The 16,146-nt window shown below is 52.1% G+C and carries 10 protein-coding genes; 2 read left to right on the top strand and 8 right to left on the bottom strand.

Annotation, left to right across the window (positions count from 1 at the left end):
• Positions 1–32: 32 nt before the first annotated feature.
• The gene (locus M1D30_RS11125) at positions 33–488 is read left to right on the top strand and encodes a DUF6078 family protein (protein ID WP_248503968.1); all 456 of its coding nucleotides are present in this window, start codon (positions 33–35) and stop codon (positions 486–488) included.
• Positions 489–742: 254 nt separating this feature from the next.
• Here M1D30_RS11125 and M1D30_RS11130 read toward each other — a convergent pair whose 3' ends face one another.
• The 7 genes from M1D30_RS11130 to M1D30_RS11160 all read right to left on the bottom strand — a co-directional run bounded on the left by M1D30_RS11130 (position 743) and on the right by M1D30_RS11160 (position 13,233).
• Positions 743–4,711 carry a ubiquitin-like protein gene (locus M1D30_RS11130; protein ID WP_248503970.1) on the bottom strand — a complete coding sequence of 1,323 codons (3,969 nt, stop codon included), beginning with the start codon at positions 4,709–4,711 and terminating at the stop codon, positions 743–745.
• Positions 4,712–4,917: 206 nt separating this feature from the next.
• Positions 4,918–6,381, bottom strand: a complete 1,464-nt coding sequence (locus M1D30_RS11135; RefSeq protein WP_248503972.1) for a hypothetical protein — start codon at positions 6,379–6,381, stop codon at positions 4,918–4,920.
• Between the two features lie 56 nt (positions 6,382–6,437).
• Positions 6,438–7,964, bottom strand: coding sequence for a DUF1566 domain-containing protein (locus M1D30_RS11140; RefSeq protein ID WP_248503974.1), 1,527 nt, complete (start codon positions 7,962–7,964; stop codon positions 6,438–6,440).
• Positions 7,965–8,042: 78 nt separating this feature from the next.
• On the bottom strand, positions 8,043–9,260 hold the full coding sequence (locus tag M1D30_RS11145; RefSeq protein WP_248503975.1) for a hypothetical protein: 1,218 nt from the start codon (positions 9,258–9,260) through the stop codon (positions 8,043–8,045).
• 68 nt (positions 9,261–9,328) lie between these two features.
• Positions 9,329–11,101, bottom strand: a complete 1,773-nt coding sequence (locus M1D30_RS11150) for a hypothetical protein (protein ID WP_248503977.1) — start codon at positions 11,099–11,101, stop codon at positions 9,329–9,331.
• Between the two features lie 60 nt (positions 11,102–11,161).
• Positions 11,162–12,988 (bottom strand): hypothetical protein, encoded by a 1,827-nt coding sequence (locus M1D30_RS11155; protein ID WP_248503979.1) that lies wholly within the window; start codon positions 12,986–12,988, stop codon positions 11,162–11,164.
• A gap of 89 nt (positions 12,989–13,077) precedes the next feature.
• Complete coding sequence (locus M1D30_RS11160) at positions 13,078–13,233, bottom strand: hypothetical protein (protein ID WP_248503980.1); 156 nt, start codon at positions 13,231–13,233, stop codon at positions 13,078–13,080.
• A 746-nt stretch (positions 13,234–13,979) separates the two neighbouring features.
• On the opposite strand from M1D30_RS11160, the gene M1D30_RS11165 reads away from it, so the two are divergent.
• Positions 13,980–14,351, top strand: a complete 372-nt coding sequence (locus M1D30_RS11165) for a GxxExxY protein (protein ID WP_248503982.1) — start codon at positions 13,980–13,982, stop codon at positions 14,349–14,351.
• A 559-nt stretch (positions 14,352–14,910) separates the two neighbouring features.
• Here M1D30_RS11165 and M1D30_RS11170 read toward each other — a convergent pair.
• A complete protein-coding gene (locus M1D30_RS11170; RefSeq protein ID WP_248503984.1) occupies positions 14,911–16,014 on the bottom strand; it encodes an AraC family transcriptional regulator in 1,104 nt (367 codons plus the stop codon).
• Positions 16,015–16,146: the final 132 nt, after the last annotated feature.

Raw genomic sequence — 16,146 nt, forward strand, 5'->3', positions numbered from 1 at the left:
TTCAAAGAAAAATTCGTACCTTTGCAGTCGATATGAAGACCAAAAACGGATTAATACTAAATTACGACGATGCGCCACTTTCTTGGCATCATTGTTTCAACGAGAATTGTGAGAAACGTGACAACTGCCTGCGATTCCAGACAGGACTGACCATACCCGACGATGTGGTGTGGGGCAATGCTGTGTATCCCACGGCCAAGAAGGGCAGCCAGTGCAAACTTTACAAGGAGATTCGCGTAATCAACGGTGCCTATGGTTTTAAGTCATTGTTTAGCGAAGTAAAACAGAAAGACTACACACCGCTGCGCGACCAGATAAAGGATTATTTGGGCGGACACGGCACCTTCTACCGCTACAACAGCGGCGATAAACTGCTCACGCCCGAACAGCAGCAATGGATTCTGAACCTCTTTGACAGCTATGGTTATAAGAAAGAGGATCTGGCGTTTGAGCACTACAAAGACGCCATAGATTTCTCAGAGGTTTAAGCATCGTCTGAACAACTATTGTTTTGTTACAAAGAAGCGGTAGCCTGATTACCAACGTTTGGTATTCAGGCTACCGCCTTTTGGTATCCACACTACCGACCTTTGGTAGGCACGCTACCAAAGCTTGGTAGCCAGGCTACCGAGGTTTGGTACTGACAGTACCAAGGCTTGGTACTGAGAGTACCAGAGGGGTTGGTACTGAAAATACCAGAGGGGTTGGTACTGTGAGTACCAACCCCTTGGTACCAGGGATTCTACTTAATTACAACCTTACGACCGTTGACCACATAGACACCCTTCTTCGTGGGTTTGCCTTCCAGTTTGCGGCCCTTCATGTCGTACCATACGCTGTTGGCGTCAACCTTGGCACTGTTAATGCCCGTGATCACCTCAACAGCATCCTTTGCATCCTGAACAGCCTTCTTCAGTGCCTCGACAGCATCGTCTACGGCCTTCTGTGTGGCAGCCTCATCGGCCTGCACACCCTTGGCGGCATTGATCACCTCGAGCAGTGTGGCAGCAACGTCGGCATAGTCGGCCTTGATGCTCTCATAGTAGTCAGCAGCATCCGTGATGGCAGCGTCGAGTGCAGTCTTGTCGGCCACGATGGTGAACTGAGCCTTCAGCTCACCCTTGAAGTTGCCCTTACCAGTCACGGTGACGGTATAGGTGCCCACCTCAGTAGCCTTGTTGCCACTTACCTCATAGCCTTCCTCAGGAACAACCAGTGTGCCAGCGCTCACGCTTACCACCTGAGCCGTCTGCTCCTGCTGGTTGTAAACGAACTTAGTGGCAGCCAACTCGAAGGCAGTAATCTCAGCCTGGGCGATGGTCACCTTCAGGATCTGAGCCTCCACATCGTTGTGGTTCTGATCGCCCATCACCTTGAAGTAAACGCTATACTCCTTGGCATCAGTGCCCTGAGGCAGCGTGGTCGAATAGTTCACATCGTCGAGTGCATACTGCATCTCGCCGCCCTCTGCCGAGCCGGCAGCAATCAGGGTCTGAGCCTGAGCCGTGTAGATCAAGCCTAACTTCACCGTAGGCGCCGTCATGGTGACGTCGGCCTTCTTGATGGTAAACTCAGCCGTCTTGGTGCCCACGTAGTTGCCCTTACCAGTAGCAGTCACCTTAGCCGTACCAGCGTTCACGTTGTTCTCGAAGGCGAGTGTATAGTCAGTATCTTCCACGAGCACCGTCTCGCCCACCTTCACAGTGACAGCAGGCTTCTTCTCAGTGCCGTCGTACACAAACTCAGCGGGATCGAGGGTCAGTGCGAACACAGCCTCAGCATCAGGAACGATGCCATACTGAGCCGTCACCTCACCCTTGAAGTTGCCCTTACCAGTGATGGTAGCCGTATAGAAGCCCACGTTCGTAGCCTTGTTGCCCGTTACCTCGTAACCGTCGGCAGGCACCACCAGGTTGCCGGCCATCACGCTGGCCACCTGTACCGTCTGCTCCTGCTGGTTGTACACCAGACTAGTCTCCACCAATGTGGCAGCAGTAATCTCAGCCTGGGCGATGGTCACCTTCAGGATCTGAGCCTCCACGTCGTTGTGGTTCTGATCGCCCACCACCTTGAAGTAAACGCTATACTCCTTGGCATCAGTGCCCTGAGGCAGCGTGGTCGAATAGTTCACATCGTCGAGTGCATACTGCATCTCGCCGCCCTCTGCCGAGCCGGCAGCAATCAGGGTCTGAGCCTGAGCCGTGTAGATCAAGCCCAACTTCACCGTAGGCGCCGTCATGGTGACGTCGGCCTTCTTAATGGTAAACTCAGCCGTCTTGGTGCCCACGTAGTTGCCCTTACCAGTAGCGGTCACAGTGGCCGTACCAGCGTTCACGTTGTTGGCATAAGCCAGGGTGTAGTCGGTATTCTCAACCAATACGGTCTCGCCATCCTTCACAATAACCTCAGGCCTCTTCTCCGTGCCGTCGTACACATACTCCGTAGGATTCAGCGTCAGGTCGAACAATACCGACTGGTCGGCCACGATGCTGAACTGAGCCGTTACGCTGCCCTTGAAGTTGCCCTTACCAGTGATGATAGCCGTGTAGTTGCCCACGTTCGTGGCCTTGTTGCCAGTCACCTCGTAGCTGCCCTCAGGAACAGTAAGCGTGCCTGCACTTACGCTGGCCACCTGAGCCACCTGCTCCAACTGGTTGTACACCAGGTTAGTCTCCACCAGAGTGGCAGCCGTCAGTGTGGCCGGAATAATGGTCACATCGATGGTCTGAGCCTCCACATCGTTGTGGTTCTGGTCGCCCACCACCTTATAAGATACGGTATAGTCCTTGGCATCGGTGCCCTGAGGCAGAGCCGTAGCAAAGTTCTCGCCGTCAAGTGCATACTGCATCTCGCCGCCCTGCACAGTGCCGGCAGCAACCAGTGTCTGAGCCTGAGCCGTGTAGATCAAGCCTAACTTCACCGTAGGCGCCGTCATGGTGACGTCGGCCTTCTTGATGGAAAACTCCACAGTCTTGGTGCAGTTATAGTTGCCCTTACCAGTGGCCGTCACGGTAGCCGTGCCAGCGTTCACGTTGTTGGCATAAGCCAGGGTATAGTCGGTGCCCTCAACCAGCACAGCGTCGCCATCCTTCACAGTGACAGCAGGCTTCTTCTCAGTGCCGTCGTACACAAACTCAGTGGGATCGAGTGTCAGTGCGAACACAGCCTCAGCATCAGGAACGATGCTCCACTGTGCCTGTGCCGTACCCTTGAAGTTGCCCTTACCAGTGACGGTGACGGTATAGGTGCCCACATTCGTGGCCTTGTTGCCCGTTACCTCGTAGCTATCCTCAGGCACATCCAGGTTGCCAGCCTTCACGCTGGTCACCTTAGCCTCGTGCTCCTGCTGGTTGTAAACAAAGTTGGTGGCCTCCAGTGTAACAGCCGTCAGTGCAGCCTGAGCAATGGTAAACGTCGTCGTGGCCGTGCCCTGATAGTTGCCCACGCCAGTGGCAGTCACCTTAGCAGTGCCAGCATTCACGTTGTCCTCAAAGTCCAGGGTATAGTCGGTGCCCATCTTCATCAGGGTCTCGCCATCCTTCATCACCACATTGGGCACGAGAGGCTCACCCGTATAGACGGGCGAAGAAATCTGGGTAAACATGCCATCGGCCAGCGCCTTGGGTGCGATGATCAGCTCGCACCAGTCGGTATCGCCAAAGTAGTTATCGCCCTCGGTCATAGTGGCACGAATGGTCACCTTGCCAGCGCTCTTGATGGTCACCTCGCCAGTGGCAGCATCAACAGCAGCAATCTCGGGCTTGTCCGACGCGAACGTCAGCACGCCGTCGCCACGGGTGTTGGGTTTCAGTGTGAAGTTAGCATCGCCATAGGTCTTCTCGACCTCAGAAGGATAGAACAGCACCAGACCCTCGGCCTTGATCACCTTAAACTCTACCTTCTTCTCGCCAGCATAGTTATCGCCGATGCCCTTGAAGGTGGCGGTGCCAGTGCCGGCATCGGTGTTGCCCAAGAAGGTCACAGTATAGTCCTTGTCTTTCACCAGAACGGTCTCGCCGTCCTTCACCTCGACATCAGGATTCAGAGCATGACCTGTGTAAACAGCATCGTCCACCGTGATGGTGATGTCCTCGTGGGTCAGCATCTTCTTGTACTTCACTGCAAACTCGGCCTTGGCGCGCTGCATCTCGAAGGTGTAGGTCTGGGCGCGAGTCACGGCATCCTCAGAAACAAAGGTCAGGTCAACATCCTGTAGCAGACCAAGGCCTGAAGTGCGGCGTTGTGGTGCGCGTGCCTGAGTGGCAATCCACTCGCCCGTAACTTTACCCACAACCCAGTTCTCGTTGGGCGTGATGGTCATTGTCACCAAGTCGCCTTCGTCGGCAGTCGTTACGGCATTATCGTCCACCTTGAAAGTTACAGTACCGTGAGCATTATCGTTCACGCTGAGATTGAATCCACTGGTTATTTTCATTACCAGGTGGAGTGTCGACTCTTTCTGGATGTTGTAGTCGGCCAGAGTTTTTTCGTTATCCAGCTCTTTGCCGGCAAAGATAAGTCTTTGGTCGGCCACAGGCATACCTTCCTTATTATTGATCAGTCCCTTCACCTGCAAGATAGTGTTCGAAGGTTCCACGTCGAGTGTGATGGTCTTGCCCGTCAGCGTCTTGACGAAAATCTGCATGGCGCTCATACTCACCACAATCGTGAGTAGCGCGAGCAGTGAAAATATCTTTTGTTTCATATTCATAGTTTCTTTAAATTTTGTTTTTCTGCTTGGAAACGAATTCTTTGTTTTTTCTGGAAAACAATTTGAAACAATAAGAAATAATTAATCCCAAGAATTAGAAATAAATATTATTCTTTCCCATTATTAGATATTATTTTTTCTCATTGTTGGATATAATTCTTACCCATTGTTGCTTATTGTTTTCCTTCAAAAAACTCATTTCATTCTCACTTAACAACCACCTTTTGTCCATTCAGGATGTAAACACCCTTCTTCGTAGGAGCATTAACCTTGCGGCCATCGATGGTGTACCAGCTATCATCCGTTGACTTCGTACGATCAGCATTTGTTATGCCCGTGGTCTCGTCGAAGACGATGTTGATAACACGTGCATTCAAGTTGCTGATGTTCAGCCATGCCTTGTTGGCAGCCACGGGGATGGCATACTTCACATAGACGAAGGCCTTGCCATTGAAGGCGTAGTTGGTCTGATCCTCATCGCTGGCGGCGATGGTGGTGGCAGTCAGCGTGCCGATGAAGCCGTCATAGACGTCGAGAGACAGGTTAGGCTCGGCATCGGCAGGAATCAGCAGGAAGGTCTTGGCCTCGTCACTGTTGTTATAGACCAGCAGCGGCGTGTTGCTTGGAGCGGTCTCGATGGCACTGCTCAGCACAGCCTTGTCGTTGTTGATGCTACTGATAGTGTAGAGCTCGGCATCGGCAGAAGAAATAGGATCAGCATAGAGCGGTTCATCCTTATAGAAGGTGGCGAACTCGCCGGCAGGCACCTCAACAGGATATCCCTGGAAGAGCACGAAGATGTTAGAATTGGCGGTCTCGCCATCGTAGGTAGAGCCAGTGGCAGCAGTAGCCTTGGCAATGTAGCGTCCGGGCACGAGGTCCTGGAAGGCGACGGGGTTGCCTACGGGCTGGTCATTGTCATCGATGGCATAGATGCTGACGGTGCAGTCAACGGACCCGCCGAGGTTGAGGAACATGAGGTCCTGGTTCTCAATGGCGTCGTGCACCTTAATCATAGCGATCATACCTGCAACGTCAGTATCGGCAGGCTCAAACTTACCGGGATTCTGCTCGCTCTTCTTCAGTCGGATGCGGTAGCCGTCGTTGCCGTCGCCCACCTTGGTGGTCATGCTGATAGCCATGTCGCGTACCAGCTCGTAGTCCACGTCCACGTCGAAGGTCTGCATCTCGAACGATGCCTCGGTCTTAGCCTCGTTGAGGGTCACGTCGACGTCGGGTTTATCGATGGTGAAGACGATGCTTTGGATACCGTAAACACTAGCCGTGAAGGCGACGCTTTCTGCCTCGCCAGTCCATGTCAGCGTATAAATGCCTTCCCAACAGTCAGGATCTATATCTGGATATGGCTGATAGCTACCGGTCTGTATCTTTTGCCAACCACTAATGTCTCCATAGGTGCAATTGACGATTTCAATCTTCGTGAACTTGCCTTTATCAACAGAGAAGGTGGTGCTGCCGTCGTTATACAAGTTATCATAGTTATGGACCCTGTCGTTGCCTGGCGTAAGGGTAACGCCGTCCTTGGCAACAGTGCTATAGCCATTGAGGTCAGCCTGAGTAAACGTGACGGTCACCTCTTCGGCCCATGCTCCGCCGACTGCCGTGATGAGCAGTGCGAGCGTCATTAGATATCTTGATATTGTTTTCATATATTGTATTTCTTTATGTTGTTTATACCTTTTATATTATATACGCGCGAGAGGGGTTAGAACGCGAGGCAGGCGCGAACGTAGCGTTCGCGGTCCCTACGGTCGTCGTACCAATTGCCGTCGCTGAAGTCGTAGACGCACATGCGGTCGGAACTGTACTCCGTAGACGACCAGTAGAGTTCCCGCTGCATATTCGTTCCGCCGACGCTGCTGAAGCCTTTGCGCAGGGAGGAGTAGCTGCCGGCAGCGGAAATCATGCTGTTCCACTCGTCCTCGCTGGCCAGCTTCCACGTGCCGCCGGTGAAGGCCGGCGTGTGGGCGGCGCAGGTTGTCTGGGCCGTGCTGTAGTTCATCTGGCCCTCATCGGTCAGCGCCAGTGCCAGGCCGTTGCTGCCGCTGACGTAGCAAATCTTGGCCACGGCGGTCACGCCCGTGGGTAGGCTGGCGTAGGCGTAGTTCTTGCCGTCGCTGCCGATGACCTGTCCCACTTCGGGGTTGGTGATGTTGAGCGAAGGAGTCGCCGCTCCCTTCTTCGCCTCCACCTTGCGGAACTTGTAGCCCTGCTTAGCGTTGATGGTGACTTTCGTTCCCATCTTCACGCCCTCGAGCTTGCCCTCGGTGACGGTGGCGGCGGCATCACCCACTTTCACGGTAGCCTTGCCGGCCTCGATGGTGTTGGCGTTGGCGGCGTTGAAGGTGATGTCGAACTTGTTGGGGAGTACGGTGACCTTGATGGGCTCAGCGCAGATCTCCGAGTCGTTGAAAGTGTTCTCGGCAGTGGCCTCCTGGCCGTCGGGAGTGTTGGCACCCTGGATGTAGTACCATATCAGGACGTCTGCACCCTCATCAGCAATGTTCTCGGCTGTGGGCACGGTGGCACTGAAGGCGCTGAGCTCGGGAGCCGTGGCCTGGTTGGTGCTCGTCACGGCGTACATCACGATGCCCTGCGGGTTCTCGGTCTTGCCCATCATGGCTACGGTACCGGCCTTGACGATGGCGTCGGTAGTTCCGGCGAAGATGCCCTCAATGGCTGTCGGCAGCTGATCCACATTCTCGACTTTGGCCCACTGAGCCACAGGGGCGTAGATGGGAGCTATCTCCACGTCGTAGGCGGGCATCTCGAAGGAGCCGGTCTTGGTCGAGGCGTTCCACTCGACGGTGATGGGGGCTTCGGCGGTGCCGAAGGTGAATGTAATCACATCGGCCTTGATGTCGCAACCGCTCAGCGTGACGCTGGTGGTGGGCCCACCGCTCCACTCGTATGACTCTGTCGAGCTGTTGTAAGTCCAGCCAGCAACATTGAGTTCGTCGTCAGTTATGATTGCGATGCTGGCGAAGGGCTTGCCATTGCTGGTGAAGGTGATGGCGTCGTTGTTGCCAGCCTGCAGGGCCAGCGGCTCGCCGCTAGTCGTACTTTGATACACTTTGCCCGAGCCAGTGGCGGTGATGGTGATGTCGCCCACGGTGTGTGTGGTTACGTTTTCTTCCCATCCGGACCAGGTTTGTTTGTCCCAATAGACGGAGTTGGGGTCCGTGATTGCCCACGCGCCCGTGACTGCCGTGAGTAGCAGTGCGAGCGTCATTATATATCTTGATATTGTTTTCATATATTGTATTTCTTTATGTTGTTTATACCTTTTATATTATATACGCGCTAGAGGTTACCAAGTCCATTCTGTTGGAGCCTTGCTGTTGTCCGTCGACAGGTAGCGATGGTCTTTATAAGTTTCCCATGCGCTGCCGTTCCAGCCGTATAAGGTGACGCTGCCCGATGCATCGATGGAAACGGCTTTACTATCTTCGGCTGCTTCAATATACACAGCACCGCCGTTTACCTCGAGCATGTCATATACAGCAGAAGAAGCAGAGGCTTTAGCCTTCACCGTGCCTCCGTTGATAGTGATTGTTGTTCCATTTCCGCCGAGGGGAGATTCATCAAATAAAATCACAGTGCCGCCAGCTGCTGCCTCGCCGATGATTATATCCGCGTTTTGATCATATATACCTGCCAATCTGCTCGTGCCCTTCAGCTTTACATTCACAGTATAATTATCATCCTGAGCGGCTATAAAACACTTTGGGGCGTTTACATTGTCGAGCGTTACCTCATAGCCCTCGCCTTTGTACAGGATAGATATCTCATTATTTGTCGTACCCGTGAAAGTCACATCTTCAGTCACCTCATAAGAGGTTCCCGAATATGTCGAGAGGTCAACGATGTTGCCCTTCGCCTTCTTCTCCACCTTCATGCCGAGGATTTTCTTCGTGCCGTTGTACTTGGTGGTAACGGTGCTGCCCTCGGTGACGGTGTTGGCAGACTTGCCGTCCTCGTCGAACTGTACGCCTAATTCGCCAGCGGTCACGACGATGTTTGCCTTGTCGGCCAGAGCCTCCTTACCTAAGAAGATGTTGCTCTCGGCGAAGTACTCCACCTGCAGCTCGATGTCGTTGGCGGGCATCTTGGCGAGTGTCCACAGCTTGCCGTCCTGCGATGTCAGGGGCCACTCGGTAATTTCGGTGGTGATGAAAAACTTATAATTTAATTTCAAGCCAAAGACTTGTTTTTTCGTCCATTCAGCTTTTGATCCACCAACAATAGGTGCTTCATTTGAGAATTGAACCAAATTAATTGTATTACCATCGAATGCATAGATGAGCATAGCATTACCTGTTTTGGGTGCGCCCTTCCATTTCTCGGCCTCAGCCAAGGTTGAGGCCTTGAATCCTGGCAGGTCGCCAGCGGTCACTGGGCTATTGTCGTTTGCCCACGCTGCGGGCACCTCGAATTCTACTACGTTGAGCGAACTTTGTGCCCATGCGCCCGTGACTGCCGTCAGTAGCAGTGCGAGCGTCATAAAATATTTCTTTATGTTTTGCATAATTGTATTCTTTATATTGTTTATACCTTTTATATTATATACGCGCGAGAGGGGCGCGTTTTGGTCCTTTAGTTGTCCACTTTCACGCGCGTCCAGCCGGTGGGGATGCCGCTGGTGTCTCCTTCTGGCCAGTTAGCCGTGCTGACAGTATAGACGGTCTTAGTACCCTCAACTTGCGAGCCGGCGCTTTTAAGCCAGTTAGTGGTGCTGGAATTATCGTTGATGCCCGACGTAGCCAGACAGGTAACGGTGGCGAGCTTCGAGCAGTTAATGAACATCTGATAGTAGCACCTCTCGACCAGCTCCGTGGCGGGCAGCACGGGCGCAGTGGTCAGGGCGGTGCAGCCCATGAACATAGAGCGGTAGCAGTGGCCGGCCAGCTCAGTGGCGGGCAGCTCGGGCGCAGCGGTCAGGCTGGTGCAGCTCCTGAACATCTGATTGTAGCACTCCGGTGTCAGCTCCGTGGCGGGCAGCAGCAGGCCGCTGGCGTCGGTCAGCGTAGTGTTTCCGTAGAATAATCCATAGAAAGTTACACTCTCCGATAGTGTCGTGGCGGTGGCAAATCCCGTTTCGTCCACCAGACTCATGATGTTGCCATACACCTTGCAGGTGAAGCCGTTGCCACTGCCGGTAATTTTGGTGCCGTAATAACTGGTGATGCTGGTGCCGTTGCCGTAGAACTGCACCTTGTCGCCTGCAGCTAACACAATCTGACCCGTGGTGACAGCATTCTTGGTGGCACCGCCGTCCAGCGAGAACTGCATGCCCTCCTTCGGACTCGAAACGCTAATAAATCCGGCGGTTATAGCCTCGATGGTCAGGGGAGTAGCGAGCTTCGGGTCAGGTGCGCCGCCCTTCTTCACAGCCTTGACGCTCTTCACCTTGCGTGAGCCGGTGTAGGTGACGGTGACGGTCTGGCCCTTGGTGGCCTCGGCGGGCGAGATGACCCACTCGCCGACATCCTCAGTGCCCTCGGCCAGCGTGATGGCGTAGATGGGAGGAGCTGCCAGCGTTACGTAGCCACTCTCGCCAAGCTTCGTGATAGCGCCGTCGTTGAAGGTTGATTCAGCGTCGCCGTCATTACCCTTCACGTAGTACCATACATAGACGTTGCCCTGGTTGAAGTCGGCAGCCGTAGGTACTTTGTCGCTCCAGCCCTTGTTGTCGTAGTCGGGGGCTTCGGGAGCCGTCTCGCTCTGCACAGCGTAGTACATCAGCGTGCCCTGAGCGTTCTCGGTCTGGCCAATCATAGCCACGGTGCCAGCAGTAACGATGGCGTCGGCAGTAGCAGCCTTAATGTCGCTCTTTGCCGCAGGAGCCTTGGTGAGCTCAGCCACTGGGTAGTACTCCACGTTCATGGTCACATTTCCCGCAGGCTGATTGAAGCCCGTCGTCTTATTCGTAGCGTCCCAAGTGATGGGGAAGGGGAAAGCGGCGGGAGCGCCGTAGTAAACATCAACAGAGGATGTAGACCAGTTATCAGTTCCCTTTCTCGACAGTGTCACACTCTCAGCATTGATGTCCGTGACGGTAATCTCGTCGGAGCCGTAGGTAATGGTGCCTGGCGTCACGCCTACGTTGGCTTCAGTGAATGCATCTCCAAATGAACCGTCGTATTTCTTGATAACCAGTTTGGTGATAACACCTTCACTAGTTGTGATGGTTGCAGGATTTTTACTTATATATAAAAAATTTTCTAATATATTGAATCCTGTAGCTGTAACCGCTCCCGAGGACATGGTGCTATAATTTATTGTCACCATTTTCTCCTCGGCCCAGGCGCCCGTGACTGCCGTGAGTAGCAGTGCGAGCGTCATAAAATATTTCTTTATGTTTTGCATAATTGTATTCTTTATATTGTTTATACCTTATATATTATATATGCGCGAGAGGGGCGCGAGTTAGTTCGAGGGAGGATAGGTGTAAGTAGCACCTGTAAACTCACTCTGATCTTTCTGCTGACCGCCGATGGTAATCGTGCCGCAGGAATTAGTGCCGCTGGCTACTTTTCCTATACCGATACTATAAAAAGTGCCATTGCCAGTACCTTTGTTTGCAGTAACGCTTTTAACACCCTTAGTAATCGTGATGTTACCACAAATACAGCTTCCACCTGCATATTGAACCTGTCCCGTTCCAATACCGGCAGCAAGACTGCCACCAGTAGCGGTCACCGTACCGCCAGTAATCGTGATAGCGCCACATGTATTGTTTGCTTTATTAACAAATCCCGTTCCAATACCGGGACCCCAACCGCCACCAATAGCGGTTACCGTACCGCCATTAATCGCGATAGCGCCACATGTGTTATTTTTGTCAGCATAGCCTGTGCCAATACCAGCACCATAAGATGAGCCGGCATTAGCGGTTATCGTACCACCGTTAATCAAAATATTTCCACCAGTCACAGCGGATGTAGATGCAGTACCAGTTCCGATACCGGCAGAATAATATCCACCCTGAACGGTGAGTTTACCATCACCGACGGTTTCAGCATCGATGGTGAGCGTTGTGCCTTCACCACCAATAACTATACCAGCATTATAGGTGTCAGACGCATTCACCGCATTCGTAGAACCATCTGCCAGGATGATGGTGGCAGTGCCTAAACATTTGATTCGATAATTGATAGTCGCATTCTTCAGCGTCACTGTGGCACCGGCGGCAATCGATATCTCCTGACTGGTCGTTCCAGTCAGAATCTCGCCATTCTGCGCTGTATAGGCAGCTGTCAACTTTGAGAGGTCGGTGGGCACCAACACGTCGGTAGTGGCGGTTACTTTCTTCACCTTCAGCCGTCCGTTGTACTTCAGCGTCACGGCGTCGCCCTCGCTGAGTCCTCCCACGGGCAGCGCCTGGGCCTCGCCCTCGCCAACCTTCACCGTCCACTTGTCGGCATCCTTCGTGCCGTCGGCCAGCGTCAGGTAGTACTGATCAATAACCAGGCGCACCGCGAACCCGAAGGTCCGATCGAAGTTGCCCGCGGGATCTACAAAGGTATTATCGAAGCCCCAGGTGTACGCTTTGCCCGCGTCATAGGCCGTACTCGCCCAGTAGAAGCCGCTCCAACCGACATGGCTCACCGAAGCGTCAGTTTTCCGGAAGCCGGCAGTCGGCAGGAAAACACAGCCCGCAGACTCCATAGCAGACCAAGCATCAGTAGTGTAAGTTTTAGCGAAATTTGATGCCGTACCACGGTTCGACTCTGCAGGAATGTCGCTGATACCGCTGAGGTCATCTGGAAGAAGGACTATACCCGGAAGGCCGTTCACCGTCGCACGGAAATACTTGCGGTAACGGGCATGACCACTCTTGTCAGTATTACTCGATTCCATTCCGAAGAGATAGAGCCACTCATCCTTGCTCAGTGTGTACCAACCAGAGCCCATGCGGCTGCCCCAGTCGGTAATGCCGCTCAAGTCGGCGTTTCCAGTGTAATAAGTAGTTCCATTATAAGTTGGGCTGTCTATGTTACCCCATGTGAAGAAGTCCATAGGATAGTTGGTAGCCGTTCCGGTAGCTCCTGTGCCATTTGCACCAAGAACTTCCCACTGATTCTCGGCAAACTTCCAATTTGTACCATCATACTGCAAGTTGCCCTTCGAGAAATAAACTCTCTTGGTTGGACTGACGGAGAACAAGCCATTTATCATACCTGTCTGCGCCACTGCGCCCGTCGCTACTGCTGCGAGCAGCACGAGCAGAAGTAGTAATCGCTTTTGTTTCATAAGTTTTAAGTTTTAAAATGTTATTAATTAGGTTCGTATATATGTATGTCGTCCAGTCCGTTTTTCTTAAATATCTAACGACTGCGGTCTCAATCTTCCGACTCCATGTCGTTAATCACCTCGTGCAGATCGCGGTTCTCGTCCGAGAGGCGCTTCAGCCGGTTGTCTCGGCTGCTAAGGGCATAATACAAACAACAGCAGAGGATGGTGAGCAATGTCACCACCCCTACTAATGTGTAAATCATAATGATTGTCATATTCATCAGGTATTAGATTACATTGAGGTATTAGATTATGTTATGCTGCAAATTTACAAAGAATTCATCAATCGTGCAATAGCTTTTCGTACGCCGGCGAAAGTATTGCTGATTTTGAAACTGTTTTTGCAGATTTTGAGAGTCGGAGGGAGCAAATGAGACAAATACAAAAGTGGGGTGGCACGAAATGAGACAAATTCGAAAGTCTTCAGCGGAGCTCATGGCGCACGGAGAAATTATGTCGCACAGATTTCACAGATGACACAGATTTCTTTATTCGCAGGCGAATAAGGGTTGTCACAGCACGTATCTCAGGTCTCTGGAACGCTACTGCCACAAACATTTCTCCTTCAGGAGAATTATCTGTGATATCTGTGATATCTGTGCGACAAATAAATAATCAGTGAGGCCGCACGGAAAAAAATATAAGGTCGCACTGATTACGCAGATGACACAGATTATTTTTTTCGCAGGCGAATAATGAATGGAGAAGTCTATATCACAGGTCTCTGGCACGCTACCGCCACAAACACTTCTCCTTCAGGAGAATTATCTGTGTTATCTGTGATATCTGTGCGACAAATAAATAATCAGTGAGGCCGCACGAAAAAAAATATAAGGTCGCACTGATTACGCAGATGACACAGATTATTTTTTTCGCAGGCGAATAATATAACAAGGGCCTCTACGTTATTACATGTAAAGTGTTACAAAGAATCTTCTAAGACATATATATGACAGATAATGAATTGACGTATCAGATACGAGGAGCTATCTTTGATGTCTATAACACGTTAGGTCCTGGACTTTTGGAATCCGTATATGAAGAAGCATTGGTCTTTGAACTCCGACAGCGTGGTCTGAAAGTTGAACGGCAAATGGAAGTACCCATCCATTACAAGGGGAATATACTTAAAACGGCTCTCCGTTTGGATCTACTCATCGAGAATCAAGTGATTGTCGAGTTGAAGTCCGTCGAGGAGATGAAACCGGTATACGCAAAACAGTTGCTTACCTATCTTAAACTGATGGATAAGCGTGTGGGGTTGTTAGTCAACTTCTCATCCGCCAACATTCGGGAAGGCATCGTTCGCCTGATTAACTGATTCTTACACACGGAGAAATTATGTCGCACAGATTACGCAGATTACACAGATTTTTTTATTCGCAGGCGAATAATGAATGGAGAAGTCTATATCACAGGTCTCTGGCACGCTACCGCCACAAACATTTCTCCTTCAGGAGAATTATCTGTGTTATCTGTGATATCTGTGCGACAAATAAATAATCAGTGAGGCCGCACGGGAATATAATGGTCGCACTGATTACGCAGATGACACAGATTATTTTTTTCGCAGGCGAATAATGAATGGAGAAGTCTATATCACAGGTTTCTGGCACGCTACCGCCACAAACATTTCTCCTTCAGGAGAATTATCTGTGTTATCTGTGATATCTGAGCGACAAATAAACTATCAGTGAGGCCACACGGAAAAAAATATAAGGTCGCACTGATTACGCAGATGACACAGATTTTTCATTCTGAAGAAAAATTATTCAGACCATTTAGCTGCGCAAAACATGATTCGCTGGCGAATCAATATCTGTGAAATCTGTGCGACCAAAACTACTCGGTGCGACAAAAACTACTCGGTGCGACAAAAACTACTCGGTGCGCCCCATCTGGCGCATCCACGACGTGACGCTCTGGCCGGTACGCTGCTTGAAAGCCAAGCTGAAGGTGCTGTAACTGCGGTAGCCGCAGCGGGCGGCCAGGAACTTGGCAGAGACGGGACGGTGGGCAGCGACGGCCTCGTGGTAGAGGTGCTCGAAGTGGGCGATGCGCAGCGTGTTGATGTAGGTATTGTAGGTAGTGTTCTTGCGCGAAAAATACTGGCTGAGGTAGAAGCGGTTGATGCCCAGGACCTGCGCCAGCTGACTCACGGTGAGATCACGTTGCAGGTAGAGCTGCGTGGCCTCGCAGTGGTCGCGCAGCAAGCACTCAATTTTATCGACAGTCTCGCTGGCAAGGCCATCACTCCTCTCGCTCACCGAGAGGGACAGGGGAACATCCTGCTCGAGGCTCTGCAGTGTCTCAACACGCCACAAGAGGTAGGCCACCATCATCAGGGCGCACACCTGGATGACGAGCTCGTAGACCATGCCACCATCGCCGCTGGCATAGATGCCAAACATGAGCACCACCACGGCCAGCACCACGAAACTCTGCCACACCTCTTTGTGCTCCAGGTCGGCAAAGTTGTCGCGCAGCCAGTGGCCGTACTGACATACGGCGCGCGTCATATAAACCGTGAAACAGATGCCCATCAGCAGCAGATAGCCACGCATCCACGGCAACAGCGCATAGCTACGCATGCCCACGCTCACCGCCATCAGTATCACCAGCGGCGCCACAGCCACCCAAACGGGCCAGAGCGGCCGCCTCCTGTCCTGCAGCATGCACAGCAGCATGATGATGGCCACGGGAAGGGTGAGCAGACAGTCGAGCAGTCCGCCGATGAGCATCCACAGTGTGGCCGCCTTGTCATCGGCCACCATGTCCGCCGGCAGGTACCAGAAATGGCCCGCCGCCACGATGCCGAAGAACGCGGCCGTCCAGCGGCGCAGTCGTCTGGGCGATTTTACCTTCGGTGCGAACGCATTGCCCCGTCTGAATAGCAGGTAAACGCAAGCCCCTGCCGACGCCGTCGCCCCTACGGAGTACAGCATCAGTAACAGGATGATATCTATCGTTAGCTGTTCGAACATTATTGTTTTTAGGGTAGTATATAAATATATGTATCGATGTTCATTTCATCGAACATTTATAAAGGTATCTGCTGCAAAGATACAAACTTTCCGTGAATTTGCAAGAGAAATGCCTAAAAATATCCGTTTAAG

Source organism: Prevotella sp. E15-22 (assembly GCF_023204875.1).
Taxonomy (GTDB): Bacteria; Bacteroidota; Bacteroidia; order Bacteroidales; family Bacteroidaceae; genus Prevotella.

What these genes read in the sequence shown, in the direction of transcription:
- M1D30_RS11125 (WP_248503968.1), top strand. Translation starts at nt 33, where the DNA reads ATGAAGACCAAAAACGGATTAATACTAAATTACGACGATGCGCCACTT.
- M1D30_RS11130 (WP_248503970.1), bottom strand. Translation starts at nt 4,711, where the DNA reads ATGAATATGAAACAAAAGATATTTTCACTGCTCGCGCTACTCACGATT.
- M1D30_RS11135 (WP_248503972.1), bottom strand. Translation starts at nt 6,381, where the DNA reads ATGAAAACAATATCAAGATATCTAATGACGCTCGCACTGCTCATCACG.
- M1D30_RS11140 (WP_248503974.1), bottom strand. Translation starts at nt 7,964, where the DNA reads ATGACGCTCGCACTGCTACTCACGGCAGTCACGGGCGCGTGGGCAATC.
- M1D30_RS11145 (WP_248503975.1), bottom strand. Translation starts at nt 9,260, where the DNA reads ATGCAAAACATAAAGAAATATTTTATGACGCTCGCACTGCTACTGACG.
- M1D30_RS11150 (WP_248503977.1), bottom strand. Translation starts at nt 11,101, where the DNA reads ATGCAAAACATAAAGAAATATTTTATGACGCTCGCACTGCTACTCACG.
- M1D30_RS11155 (WP_248503979.1), bottom strand. Translation starts at nt 12,988, where the DNA reads ATGAAACAAAAGCGATTACTACTTCTGCTCGTGCTGCTCGCAGCAGTA.
- M1D30_RS11160 (WP_248503980.1), bottom strand. Translation starts at nt 13,233, where the DNA reads ATGATTTACACATTAGTAGGGGTGGTGACATTGCTCACCATCCTCTGC.
- M1D30_RS11165 (WP_248503982.1), top strand. Translation starts at nt 13,980, where the DNA reads ATGACAGATAATGAATTGACGTATCAGATACGAGGAGCTATCTTTGAT.
- M1D30_RS11170 (WP_248503984.1), bottom strand. Translation starts at nt 16,014, where the DNA reads ATGTTCGAACAGCTAACGATAGATATCATCCTGTTACTGATGCTGTAC.